The 13745-nt window shown below is 40.5% G+C and carries 8 protein-coding genes; 3 read left to right on the forward strand and 5 right to left on the reverse strand.

Annotation, left to right across the window (positions count from 1 at the left end; genetic code table 11):
• The first annotated feature begins 170 nt into the window (after positions 1-170).
• The gene (locus F3D3_RS11435; RefSeq protein WP_069874051.1) at positions 171-554 is read left to right on the forward strand and encodes a response regulator; all 384 of its coding nucleotides are present in this window, start codon (positions 171-173) and stop codon (positions 552-554) included.
• A 28-nt stretch (positions 555-582) separates the two neighbouring features.
• Complete coding sequence (locus F3D3_RS11440; RefSeq protein ID WP_069874052.1) at positions 583-5853, forward strand: S-layer homology domain-containing protein; 5271 nt, start codon at positions 583-585, stop codon at positions 5851-5853.
• A gap of 135 nt (positions 5854-5988) precedes the next feature.
• Here the strand turns inward: F3D3_RS11440 and F3D3_RS11445 are convergent, their stop codons facing one another.
• The 5 genes from F3D3_RS11445 to grpE all read right to left on the reverse strand — a co-directional run bounded on the left by F3D3_RS11445 (position 5989) and on the right by grpE (position 12550).
• A complete protein-coding gene (locus tag F3D3_RS11445) occupies positions 5989-7971 on the reverse strand; it encodes a methyl-accepting chemotaxis protein (RefSeq protein WP_069874054.1) in 1983 nt (660 codons plus the stop codon).
• A gap of 320 nt (positions 7972-8291) precedes the next feature.
• Entirely contained in the window at positions 8292-9674 is a 1383-nt protein-coding gene (locus F3D3_RS25175) for a DnaJ domain-containing protein (RefSeq protein ID WP_069874056.1), read from the reverse strand.
• 3 nt (positions 9675-9677) lie between these two features.
• A complete protein-coding gene (locus F3D3_RS11455) occupies positions 9678-10244 on the reverse strand; it encodes a tetratricopeptide repeat protein (RefSeq protein WP_069874057.1) in 567 nt (188 codons plus the stop codon).
• The gene (locus F3D3_RS11460; protein ID WP_069874059.1) at positions 10237-11955 is read right to left on the reverse strand and encodes an Hsp70 family protein; all 1719 of its coding nucleotides are present in this window, start codon (positions 11953-11955) and stop codon (positions 10237-10239) included. Before F3D3_RS11460 ends, F3D3_RS11455 begins: the two co-directional genes overlap by 8 nt.
• Positions 11948-12550 carry a nucleotide exchange factor GrpE gene (gene grpE, locus F3D3_RS11465; RefSeq protein ID WP_069874060.1) on the reverse strand — a complete coding sequence of 201 codons (603 nt, stop codon included), beginning with the start codon at positions 12548-12550 and terminating at the stop codon, positions 11948-11950. Before grpE ends, F3D3_RS11460 begins: the two co-directional genes overlap by 8 nt.
• A gap of 295 nt (positions 12551-12845) precedes the next feature.
• Here grpE and F3D3_RS11470 point away from each other — a divergent pair, with 295 nt between their 5' ends.
• Positions 12846-13718 carry a transposase gene (locus F3D3_RS11470; protein ID WP_069874062.1) on the forward strand — a complete coding sequence of 291 codons (873 nt, stop codon included), beginning with the start codon at positions 12846-12848 and terminating at the stop codon, positions 13716-13718.
• The last annotated feature ends 27 nt before the right edge of the window (positions 13719-13745 follow it).

The following is a 13745-nucleotide window of genomic DNA, read 5'->3' on the forward strand; positions in this document are numbered from 1 at the left end:
AGATTTTCTACCGCTTGATCATAGCCTATTGATAAAAGCTGGACCAAATGCTATTTTAAATAAAAATGCTTTTAAACTCATTATTAGGCGCAATTATAGAGATTGCGTGTTAATTCAAAAAACACGTTTGGATTATTTAGAGGCTATTGTAGAGGGAAGGAGGCGGTTACGTGAATGTTGCATTGTGTGCGGCATTTTTGGAAGAGGATGTCTGGGAAAACCGTCTGATGGCGGCTATTTTTCCGCATAGAGTAGAACTTACAGAATGTAACAGTGCCACGGGCCTACTGCCCTTGCTAGAGCTGAAGTCATTTTCTTTTTTAGTTGTTGCATTAAACGGTGTGGCTGGAGTGGAATCAGTACGACAGATCCGAAAAAAAGCACCTCATGTGCCCCTTCTTTGGATTTCAGACGAGGATTACAGTTTGCTTGGCTATCAATATCATGTGAGTAATTTTTTATGCAAACCCGTATCCGATGCACAGCTCAGAGAAGCGGTAACAGGATGTCTTAGATTTTTAGAAAAAGAAGAGAGCGAAGCAATGCCGTATTAAGAAAGGGCATTGAGCGATGGAGGAGCTTATGAAAACAAAACAAATGGCAGGATGCCTAAACAGCGTTCTTGTCAGAAAAAAAACAAAGCAGTTATTGGCGGTAATGCTGGCAGTACTGATGATGAATCCGATCACAGGCTATGGCCTTTTTGCCTATGCACAGGAAGCGGAGACGATTACCGCTTTTGCAAAGCTGTCCAGTGAGATTGCCAGTCAGCAGCTTGCGGTGGGCGTGGAGAAATCGGAGATTACGCTGCCCAATACGCTCAGCGTCATACTCATGGATTATGGGGTGGAAAGCACCACAGGGTCTGCAGTTAGCGTGACTTTAGAGGCTACAGACATCGAGCAGGTCAAAATTCAAGAAATCAGCTCACAAGAGCGGACGCTTACAGGCATCACATGGCAGATCAATTCAGAGCGCAGCAGTTCAGATACCTTTGATTCACAGCGTGCAGACGCGGTATTTTACTATGAGCCCGTTCTGCCAGCGGGCTATGTCCTTGGGGACAGCGTCAGCCTGCCGCAAATTCAGGTGCAGATTCGGGCTCAAATGCAGGTTCAAATTCGACCTCAGATGCAGGTTCAGAACAACGGCAAGTGGACATTCAGCCAAAGCCAGACCATAGATGGCATCGAAATCACTGTTAAAGCGGAAAAAGATGTGTTCCCAGAGGGAGCTGTTCTTCATACTGAAAAGGTAATTAGTGCAGAGGCGCAAGAGAAAATCCAAGATGCGGTCAGTGAAGAGGTACAATCGGTGGATAATGCTAAAACCGTAACGAAGCTGGTTTCCTTTGACATCACCATCACTGACGCGGGCGGCAACGCGCTTCAACCCGATACCAGTAAAGGCGAGGTAAAGGTTTCCTTTGCACAGCTGCCTATGGTGACAGAAGACGTAGCACCCACGCAGGAACTGAAGATCTTTCACATGGATGATACCTTAAGCGAAGCAAAGGGACTTGACACCACTGTGGATGAGATGACTGAGACAGTGGAAGCGACAGCAGAGCATTTTTCTGTGTACACTGTGGCGCAGCTCACGGCAGAAATCACAGCGAATGTGGAGGCAGAAATAAAGGCTTCCGATGGCACACTTACCTACTATGACACAATAGAAGAAGCCATTGCTGCTGCAAAAGACATGGAAAATAGCACAGTCACATTAATGAAAGATGTGGCTACAGAGGATAAGATGATCATAGATAAGGGCACATTTACAATTGATTTAAACAACAAAACTTGGACTTATAATAAAACACAAAGCTATTATATGCTCCAAGTGACTACATCTGGAGTGATTACGCTTACCAATGGAAAGACAACAGGTGGGACTATAGCTCAATCAGGAGGTACATTAATCATTGAAAATGTGGAAATCAGTAAAGATAAATCTGAGGCGTTAAGGATTTATGGTGGCAAGTTGATTTTCAATAGTGGCACAGTTAAGGTGACAAACACTGACTTTGGTCTGTGGGCGGTTGGCTGTAATGCTGAGGTCAATGGAGGGACACTTGAAGGGGCTAGAAGGGCTGACATTTGGTCGACACAAGGCGCGTCTGTAGAAGTGAATGGCGGTGAGATAAAAGGTACGTTAGAGGTTAGTCCCAATGGCAATGCAACACTTGTAGGTGGCAGTTATGACGGGATAAATGATGAGCGTTATTATAACGCAGGGCATATTCTTGGCAAGGGTTATGCATATCGTTATACGAGTGAAGGTACGCCTTGGGTGCAAAACGCTGCGGTGAAAGTATTAAGTGGCGTTACCGTACAGCAGGCACCAGTTCAAATTACTGCACAGCCTCAGGATGCATCTATAACTTATGGTTATGCTTCGCCTCATACCTTGAACGTGACAGCAGAAAAGACTGGGACGGCAACTTCAACAGGAGAGATTTCTTATGAGTGGTATATGGGTGATGGTACATCTATTTCTGGTGAAACAGGCGCAAGTTACGACATTCCAACAGGTCTTGATGCAGGGACACACAGCTATTACTGCGTGATTTCTTGCGATGGCTACAGTGTGAATAGTGAAAGTGCAACCTTTACGGTGGAAAAGGCCGCATCGACGATAGACCTCGAAGTTGTCACCAGAGAGGACGCCCCCTTTATCTATGGCGAGGGCGTGTATTTTAGGTCGGCGGTCGGCGGTGTCAACGGAGAAATTCCTAGTGGCACAGTGACTTTTAAAATAGATGGAAATGACGTTGTAGAAGTAAATCAAGTCAGTTTCGATTTATATCAGACAGGTCAACCCAAGCTATTTGACGCAGGAGATCACCGCTTCACCGCCGAGTATACACCTAGCACAGATGGCACAGGCAAAAACTACGAAAGCGTTGAAAGTGCTATCATAGAACAGGCGATTGAACGAGCGGAACAAAAGAATTTCAGCATCAACGAGGTAACGGGCAAGACGTATGGGGATGGAACCTTTACCCTTACTACTACCGGTGGTACTGGTGTAGGCGAAGTGACCTATTCTGTTCCAGAGCATAATGGTGTACTTGCCATTAGTGATAGCACTGCTACTATTGACGGTGCTGGAACAGTGACTGTGACAGCCCTCAAGGCTTCAGATGGAAACTACAACAGCGCAACCGCAACCTGCGAAATAACGATTGCCAAAGCATCGGCACCAACCATTACGTTCCCAACAGCAGGTAGTATCACCTATGGACAGAAGATGTCTGAATGCCCATTAAATGGTGGCAGCGCCGAGTATGGTACCTTTACATGGGAAGATGATGATGGCATTCCAGTCGTGAATGGAGGCGCAAACTACAATAACGTAATCTTTACGCCAAGTGCAGATACTATAAAAAACTATGAAACGATTACAAAAAACAAACAGGGTACACCGTTTGCCGTAACCCAAGCAACACCTACGATATCTTTTAATTCAGAAGTTTATGGCAATCCAGGAAGCCGTATCGCCAATTTAAAAGTAACCGTAAATTATGTAGGTAGTGGAAATTGGCCTGCTGGTAAATTGAAATTTATTGATTGTACAAGTGGTAGTGAAGAAGAGATTGAAGGAGCCACAGCAATCTCTATGACAGGAAGCGAGACTACCTACGTGTGGTCGGAGCTTGCTGATAAGGTATACAGAATCAAAGTGGTATACAGTGGAGATAACGAATATAATACTGTGACCAGTGATGTATTCGAAGTTGACACAGTTAAGAAAAATCAGTCCGCACTCAGCTTTGGACATATCGGTACAAAGACCTATGGTGACGAGGCGTTTACACTTTCTACAAACGGTGGCAGCGTAAATGGAGCTGTTAGCTTTACAAGCTCTGACCCAACCATCGTCAGCATTTTAGGGACCACAGCAACGCTTCATAAGGCGGGTACTGTAACCATTACCGCTATCATGGCGGGAGACGAAACCTACAATAAAGTGATCACTTCTGTATCACTGACTGTTGGAAAAAAGGCATTGACGGTTAAGGCAAATGACCAACTAAATAGCCTCAAGGGCGAGGCAATGCCAGCGCTAACCTATACAGTAAAAGGGCTTGTAGGCAGCGATGCCTATACCGATCCGACCATGAGCACAACAGCTGCGGATACCAATACAGCTGGTGAGTATGACATTTTTATCAGTGAGGGAATTCTTGACCATGCCGAAAGCTATGCAGTCACCTATACAAAAGGGAAGCTGACGGTGGTCAATGAAATCTATAATGTGACTGTGGCAAAAGGAACAGGCAGTGACAGCTACAGTGAGGGTCAGACTGTAACCATTACGGCAGACAGCCGCGATGGCTATACCTTCACTTATTGGAGTAGTGGTGACGGCGTGACCTTTGCCAGCAGTACAGCAAGCACAACAACCTTTACGATGCTGGGCAAGGCAGTTACAGTAACGGCAAATTACAGTACAAACAGCACTGGCGGGGATTCATCCGGCGGAGGAGACACATCTGGTGGAGGAGACACATCTGGTGGCGGTGAGGCATCAACTGGCGCATCGTCTGGTGGAGACACTGGAGCGGGTTCAACAATAACGCCGACAACAACAGTGGAAAAGACGGTAAACCAGCCGATAACGGCGGTGCTTCCTGTCACAGCAAAAGCGGGGACAAATGGCGTGGCAAGTGCTTCTATCCCAGATCAAGAGGTAACCGATGCGATTGCAAAAGCACAAGCGAATGCAAAGGCACAAGGGAAAACGGATAGCAGTATTTCTGTGGCGCTTAATGTAACGATGCCAAAGGACACTGATTCTCTGACGGCAGTTCTGACACGGGATTCTTTGGATAGCCTTGTGAGTGCAGGGGTAAGCAGCCTTGAAATCAATGGTTCACTCGTGCAGATAAGCTTTGATCAAAAAGCCTTGGCAGAAATCCAGCAGCAGAGCACAGGGAATATTAGCGTTGACATTGCACCTAAAACAAACCTTTCTGACGCTGCGAAAAAAATAATCGGGACAAGACCTGTATATGACATCACTGTGGGTTATGGCAGTGGAAATAATGTAGCCAATTTTGGTGGAGGCATAGTAAAGGTATCTATCCCATACACACTGGGTATTAATGAAGCTGTTAGTGGTCTATATGCGGTTTATGTAGATGAAAAGGGCAATGCCACTCGCATTGAAGGCTCTGCCTATGATGTAAACAGCGGCTGTGTTATTTTCACAACGCCACATTTTTCGAAGTATGGTATTGGTTATACTGCACCAACAAAGCAGTTTACAGATATCAGTAATCATTGGGCAAAGGGCTCTGTCGATTATGTGGTGGACAGAGGACTCCTCTTGGGGACTTCAGAGACGACCTTTTCACCTAATGCCGCTATGATGAGAGGTCTGCTTGTAGCAGCACTTGGAAGATTAGAGGGTGTAGATGTGAAAGTATACACTACAAACAGTTTTACAGATGTCAATGCGAATAGTGCAGATCATCCCTATATTGAATGGGCATATAAAAAGGGCATTATCCAAGGCATCGGGAACAATCAATTCGCACCAGATAGGGCAATTACCCGTGAGGAAATTGCGGTAATCTTTGCAAACTATGCAAAAGCAACCCGTTATACACTGCCAATCACCCGTGAAGCTACCCTATATGCAGACGACTCTAGCATTGGCAGTGCCTATCAAGATGCTGTGAAATCTATGCAGCAGGCGGGCATTATGATAGGCGACAGTGACAACAAATTCAATCCGAAAGGGCATGCCACCCGTGCGGAAGTTTCATCTATGCTGAATAGTTATATTAAGCTCATCAGCAATCCCGAAACGGTGCAAGGGTCGTCACAAAAGGATGCTGGACTATAAGGAGGGTTGGATGGTGTTTGGCAAGTGGCTCAGCTGACATTATACCTTGTCGGTCGAGTATATGATACTGAACACATCTGACTCAATAAAAAAACCTGTAAGCGATAAGACCTTACAGGTTTTTTTTATTTTAAGCTATAGTTTAAACCGTTCAACAAGTACCTGCAATTCATCGGCAATTGTAGCCATTTGTTCACCTGAGTGAGCGATTTCTTGAATCATTGCTGATTGTTCTTCCATAGAGGCAGAAGCCTCTTCTGTCCCAGCGGCATTTTCTTCAGAAATAGCGGATAAGTTTTGCGTAAGGTCTATAATTTTGTTTTTATTCTTGAGCATACTTTCGGCAGAAACGTTTAAGCGAGTGGTAATGCCTTTGATCACATTTATTGAACCCGATATTCCAGAAAATTTGCTCTCTGTTCTTTGAACGCTCAACACCTGTTCTTGTACTATTTTTTTAGTATGCTCCATCAATTTTACGGCCTTATCAGAACTGTCCTTTAAGTCGTTAACGACTAATTTAATTTCGTTTGTAAAGTTAGTAGATTGCTCGGCCAGTTTTCTGATTTCGTCTGCAACAACGGCAAATCCTCTACCGGCTTCACCTGCTCTTGCGGCTTCTATTGCCGCATTAAGTGCCAATAAGTTCGTTTGGTCTGCTATACTTTGGATCATAACACTTGCATTTTCAATTTTTGAGGTGCTTTCATTATTATTGATGATAATTTCGTATACATCATTTGTCGCAGTGCTGTTTTCTTCTGATTTGATGATCAAAGCTTGTAGGATACTGAAGCCTTCTTCTTTTTCTTTTTCAATCCCTACGGTCGCTTGGTTAAGTTCGGTTAGGTTATTGGAATCTTCCTCTAAAAGGCGATCTAATGCTTCAATATTATGTGCGACGTTTTCAGTATTTTTGGCCTGATCACTGGCCCCTTTTGCAATTTCTTCAATAGCTTTAGCAACTTCTTGAGATGTTGCAGCAGCTTGAAAAGAGGATCCCTTTAGTTCTTGGGATGAAGCGTTAATGTGAGCAGCAGAGTTTCCAATATTCATAATTACATCTTTAAGTTCATTTTTCATGAGGTTAATGGAGCGACTTAATTGTCCTAATTCATCATAATCTTGATCGGCCTCTTGCTCATAGCTCAAATCGCCTTTTGTGAGTACGTTGATTTGTTCAACCATTTTGCCGAGACGTTTTGAAATGGTATTCGAAAATCTCCATGTAAGAACAACACTTAACAAGAAGATGATGAGCATAATAATGAGAAGTTGTGTTCTAATTTTTACAATAGGTGCGTTGAGTTCTTTATCAGATATAGTCGCTATAAAAATCCATCCAGTCATTTCTAAAATTGAGGAGGAGCCAAACATTTTTTCACCTTCTGTATTGATAAAATGAAGTGTTTGGTTTACACCTTGCATACTTTTTTTAACGATTTCAACATCCGATACATCTTTTTGTTCTAAAGCATAAGATTCAATTGGATGAGATACAACAATCGCTTTGCCATTTTTGTTTGTTGTGATGGAGGTATAGCCTGTTTCCCCTAAGTTAAATTCCCCTCGGATGTCATTTAAAACATCTAATTTGACAGCTTGACCTATGGCACCAACGATTTTATCCCCTTCTTTAATGGGCGTTGCAATCATGATGATGGGATTTCCAGAGGCTCTTGACAAGATGACGTCGCTAATATAGGGCTGCCCTGTTTTCATCATCTCGATGAAATAATCGCGGTCACTAAAATCCACACCAATCATCTGTTCGGGGAAACTCGCAGTAGAAATGCCCTTGGCATTCATAATAAAGATACCATCATAAGCTGAACCATCGGCAGTCATAATACCGGTTAAGGATGCTTGAATAATACTTGTATCTGGATTTGCAGCATATGCATTATTTGCTAGAGATTGGCCTATTTTTAATTGAGTGATCAAAAAAGCTTCACTTTTTTTAGCAAAGCTTGCAGCAGCGTTTTGAATTTCTTCCTCGGCTAAAGCCTTTAAGTTGCTTTCGATAGAACTTAAACTGACCAAACCCACAACCCCTGTTGATAGAATAATCAATGTTAAAAACATAAGTAGCAATTTCTGAAAAAATTTTAATTTCATAAGCAGTTCCCCCTTGTTTAATATGCTTTGATTGATAAATAGGAATTAATTGATATTTTCTTTAATTTAAATACCCATTTGAATAAATTCAAAACGGTTTAGTTAAACAGAACAGTTCCGTGCAGTCCTGCTGAGAGGATCCCGTGTGCGTTTTTGTGGCGTTTCGGGGTGTACGTGGTACACCACGAAACACCACGAAACACCACGAAAAACTTCACGACACTCCACAAACCATGGACTAACAAAAATCATAACAAGAAAAAAACGAAACAAGCGAAGGTTGGCGCTTGTTTCGTTTTTTTTCTTGTTATGGATACTTATCATTTCATGCAACATTTTTTATATTTTTTCCCGCTACCACAGGGACATGGATCGTTGCGACCAATTTTCTCTTCTTCTCGTATATAGGGCTGAGAAGAGAAATTTTTGTTAAGCATATCGCTTTCATCAAAAACATCAGATTCGTCTAAAACATCGAATTCATTTGCAAGCAGATCAGGTCTTTTTTTCAATATGCCTTCCATTTCTTTATGGCGTCGTGAAAATAGTTTTTCGGTATTTTTTGACATGAGGAGTTCATTAAAAAATTGTTTTTTGAGATTGAACAATTGTGGATATTCGGTTTTGAGCAATCGAAGGTCTTTGCTACAGGTGTCACGTTCCATAATCAATTCAAGTTCAAGCGAAAGCCCTTTGAAAAGACATTCAAAGCAATCCTTTTCATGGCATCGAGCCAGTTCAAAATCTAATAATTCGATTGTGAGATCTTCTACGGAATCATTCTGCTCTAATTGTCCAAGCCCTATAAATAGAGAAGCTTTTTCATCTAGTTCTTTTTTATTTTTTTGAATTTCGGAGTTGTTTGGAGACAGTTCGTATGCTGCTTTTGCAAAATTAATGGATTCTTCTATATAAGCATGACCTTGAAGAAATTTGCCAATCATCATCAAAAACCATGCAACGTTTTCTTTTTCTTCTTCATTTTGATGCGCAAGTTTTTTTATTTGATCGAGGTGTTCATTTAACGCTGGAAAATTCATTGATACCGTGTCAATTTGAATGATATGATAATATAATCCAAGACTATTCCAACCGTTTTTTTGGCTGACTTTAATCCCATCTAGGGCAGCTTTTTGGGCGTCCTCTAAAGCACCCGAAGTCAAAAAGCTTTCAATATATCCATTCCATAGAGAGATATTGTCTTCATCTAACAATAAAGCTTTTTTATATTGAACCGTGGCTTTTTTATGCCAACCTCGACTTAAATAGGCATGAGCAAGTTTTCCAGCAAAACTCGCATTTTGTGATTCTATTTCTACTAGAGATTCGAAAATATTGATGGCTTTGCCACTGTTTTCGTTTTTAAGGTAAGCTTCACCGAGGAGAGCATCAATTACCGTATAATTTGGGTATAAGGCTTTAGCAGCCTCCAAAAATGGAATAGCGCTGTCCACAAACCCTTTTTCTAGTAGCTGCTTGCCTTTGTCAAAATTGAGTTTAGCAGGAAGTGGCATATTGTCACAGATATCGTATTGCTGACGTGTATGTGGATCAATCAGTATTTCATAAGCAGATCTAATATCCATAAATTCATTAGGATACCGATCTGGGGGGAATTTTCTAACCATTTTGAAGTAGGCTTTTTTAATTTCAAGTGGTTCAACTTGACGTTCTATATGGAGTACTTTGTAGTGATCTTGCACAATTTACCTCCTATCCCAAAATAAAATTTTTTTGAAAAAACCGTTTTGGGGGTTTCTCATTAAGGCCATTTCTCGAATGTACAAACTTGCCTTTTCGTTTTGTTGATCTAAAAGTAGTGCTTTACGCCAAGATTCAAGAGCTTGTTTTTTATGATTTGTTAGAAATTTGAGGACACCATGAAAGTTTAAAATATCAACGATTTCATCGAAGGATATCATAATTTCATTTTCAAAAATGGCACAAGCTTTTGCATAATTATGGGATTCACATAGGGCGAATACCACGTTAAGAGGCTTTGAAATTTCGGCAAGATCTTGACGTAATATTTCAAGATAGTCATTGGCATCATTGCCATACGGCTGCAGTGTTATACTTTTTTCCCAAGTATATTGGGCCATTCTGAATTGACCTATTCTGTAATAACAAAGGCCCAACAGATTCCATGGCAGCGGGTGATTTGGATTGAAATCGGTGGCGGTCGAAAGGGTTTTAACGGCCAAAGTCAAATTGTTGTTCTTACAGGCGATTAAGCCTTTGTTATAGTAATGGCTCCACATTGAATCAGTCATTTTCTGTCTCTGTTAATTCATATAGGATCTCTGTGAGTTCATCTTTTAGATTGTCAAGAATATCACGATCAGCCCTTTTGACAATGGCTTCTTTAAGCTTTATGAGCAAACTTTCCAAATCAATTTGATAAAGACCTGCTTTGTCATTTTCAAGTATTCGAGACGTTTTTCCAATGATTGCGCGGTAACGTTTAGCTTCAGGGTGGCTTGCCCATTCGGTTAGGTCTACTTCTTGGACCATTTCAACGCCTGTTGTTTCTACAGAGATGTTTGCTTTTTTACCAGTGCTGACAATTGTAGCTTCGACATGAAGAATGCCGTTTACATCATAAGAAAAGCTGATGTTAATTTTTTCTTCAAAGGCAGGTGCGGGTGGAATATTTTTCAGATGAAATTCACCAAGAAAATTATTCAAAGAGGCCTTTTTATTTTCGCCTTGATAGATTTTAATGGCAACTTCTTCTTGAAAGTCACTTGAAGTGGTGTATATTTTTTCTTTAAATGTTGGAATTGTTACATTTCTTGGGATGAGAACGTCAAAAATGTCTGAAAAAGGGAGTCCGCCGATGTAGCTCAGAATTGAAGTTCCCAGCGTATAGGGACATACATCGGTGATCAAGATGTCATTTTCACTAGATAAGTCCTCGTTTATAATGGCGGCTTGAATACAAGCGCCCCTGACGACAGACAAATCAGGATCCACTAATTGTTTTGGTGTTTTTCCCATTTTAGTGGCAACAAATTTTTGAACGAGTGGTATTCGTGTGGAGCCACCAACGAGTAAGATTAAGTCTATTTCAGAGGCTGAAAGCTTTGCGTCTTTTAGTGCGAGATCAATTTGATTTTCAGTGGATTGAATTAAAGGTGAAATTAGGGCTTCAAAATTTTCTTTGCTGATGGTTTGCTCTAAAGAAATTGGATTGCCATTGATTTCGGTGAAAAAGGGGAGACTGATTTTGTAGTGGTCTTGTGCACTTAGAGCAATTTTGCAATTTTCTACAGTGTCTTTCAGGCGCATTTCAGCTCTTTTATCCAGAATTATATCCTGTTGATGCTCTTGATTTAAACGCAATATGAGATCATCCATTAAGGCTTCGTCAAAATCCTTACCACCTAGTCGATTATTGCCACTGCTGGCTTTTACATCTAAAATGCCGTCAAAAAATTCGAGAACAGTGACATCTAGTGTTCCACCGCCTAAATCATATATCATAATATTATGACATTCATCCATATGGTCTATGCCATAGTCAAGTGCTGCTGCAGTGGGTTCGTTGATAATGCGTTCTACTTTTAGTCCAGCGAGTTTACCAGCTTCAACAGTTGCGCGTCTTTGTTCATCAGAAAAATAGGCGGGGACGGTGATGACTGCTCTGTCTATTTTTTCGTTGAGTTGTTCTTCAGCACAAGTGACTAAATATTTTAGGATAAAACTTGAAATCTCTGTGGGTGAGTAGGTTTGACTTCCTAACCGGATTGTTTCGGATGAGCCCATGAGCCTTTTGACTTCCATTACGGTATTATGAGGGTGTAATAGAAATTGTTCTTTTGCCTCAAGGCCAACTAAGTAGGTACCATCCTCTTTTAGTTGAACAACAGAGGGTGTTATAAGTTCTTGATTGCTGTTAAATAATACTCTGGGGCGACCATTTTCCATTATTGCAATTTCTGAAGTAGATGTTCCCAGATCAATGCCAATAATTCTACTCATGTAAGTTACCTGCCTTCTCTTTTTTATTAACGGTTACTTGAGCTTTTCTCAATATTTCAGAATTGTAGAGATAACCACTTTTGAGGACTTCAAGCACAAGACCTTCTGGTAGACTGTCATCATATCTTATTTGTATGGGGATGCAGATCTGCAGGTTGATTGTGACGCCGACTTGATCAATTCGGGTAATCCCACAGGATATAAGGGTTGTGCCTATATTGTCCCAAAGCAGTTTTATGTGCTTTGAACGTTCTGGATGTTCATGTTTGAGTGAATAGTGATACAGGTCCTCAATTTGATCTGAAATTGTCAATAAGACATCTATCAGTTTTTGGCACTCTACAATAGATGTTTTTTGTGATTGTGCAAGGGTGCTTTGAAGTTCTTTGATAAGGCTATTTGATTTTGTTTCATGATCTAAAAAAATCATTATTTCTTCAATTTGCATATTTGTTTCATTTTGTTCTTTTCCAATGCGCTTTAGGGTTGAATTGAAATTTTCAAGCCATATCGAAACATCGGTTCTTTCTTCTGAAACATCAGGGGCTTTATTTAGAAAATTAAATTTATCGAGTTCTTTTTTAAAATCAATCATTTGTAATCCCTTCTCATTTTTAAAATCAAAGTTATTATATCAAAAATATTTAAAGATGTGTACTGTCTATTTTCGTGCCGTTGTGGTTTTCCGTAGTGAGTAGTGCTGTTTCAATAGTGCGTTTCATAGTGTACCACGTACACTATGAAACGCACTATAACATCCAATCCAAATAGAAACAGCACTACAGAGCCATTGAGCGGGAAAAAAAGCTTTGTGTTTCAGCTATAAAATGGTATAATTATACATAAGAGACTTTTAGAGGAATATTAATGCGTTGGGAGGTGTAGATAAAGTGCCTAGAGAAAAAAGAAATTATCACGAAGGTGGTATTTATCATATCATACAGCGTGGCAATAATAAGGCCTATATTTTTGATGATCAAACGGATAAGATTGTTTTACTTGAATTAGCAAAGGCTATTAAAGAAACAGATCCCTATTATATGCTTGCATATGTTTTGATGGATAACCATTATCATTTTTTGATAGAAATGAAAGAGACGCCTATCAGCAATGTAATGCATAAGCTGAATATGACATACAGTAAGTACTTTAATAAAAAATACAAAAGAATAGGCACTATATTCAGCGAACGGTATAAATGTTTTCCAATAGAAACGCAAGCGCAATTTTACAAAGTACTCCAGTATATTTTGTTTAATCCTGTAAGGGCAGGGATTGTTAAACGCCCAGATCAGTATCGATGGAGTAGTCATTTTGAATTCAGGCAAGGTAATCCTGTTTTAATATCAAGCAAGAGGCTTTTACGTGGATTGGCACATTCTGATGCAGATGCATGGCGTATATATAAGACCATGTTGTTGACTAAATTAGATCAAGTGAACGGTGATTGGATGGGGAATGAGAAAATTATGGCGACGCAATCAATCGATCTTTTTTTTGAAAATTGGTGTGATCAACAGGAGATCCGAAAATGGACTAAAGAAAAGGCGCAATCTAAATCCGTTATTTTAGAACGAAATGATTTTATCATAAAGGCCATAGAACAGGGCTATAAAATAGATGAGATCGCAGTTTTTTTGAATTTTACGCAACAGGGCGTCAGAAAAATTGTGAGGCAAGAGCGAGAGCAGAGCAAAAGTGTACAGCAAGAATATACTACGGTCACAAAGGGAGAAAAATCAATAATTTCATTGCAAGCTTAGAAAAGATTGTAGTATGATAGAGTTGAG

The sequence above is a fragment of the Fusibacter sp. 3D3 genome (assembly GCF_001748365.1).
Lineage (GTDB): Bacteria > Bacillota > Clostridia > Peptostreptococcales > Acidaminobacteraceae > Fusibacter_A.

Bases quoted from the DNA above. Each gene is read 5' to 3' on its own strand.
- F3D3_RS11440 (WP_069874052.1), top strand. From the start codon at position 583: ATGAAAACAAAACAAATGGCAGGATGCCTAAACAGCGTTCTTGTCAGA.
- F3D3_RS11445 (WP_069874054.1), bottom strand. From the start codon at position 7,971: ATGAAATTAAAATTTTTTCAGAAATTGCTACTTATGTTTTTAACATTG.
- F3D3_RS11455 (WP_069874057.1), bottom strand. From the start codon at position 10,244: ATGACTGATTCAATGTGGAGCCATTACTATAACAAAGGCTTAATCGCC.
- F3D3_RS11460 (WP_069874059.1), bottom strand. From the start codon at position 11,955: ATGAGTAGAATTATTGGCATTGATCTGGGAACATCTACTTCAGAAATT.
- grpE (WP_069874060.1), bottom strand. From the start codon at position 12,550: ATGATTGATTTTAAAAAAGAACTCGATAAATTTAATTTTCTAAATAAA.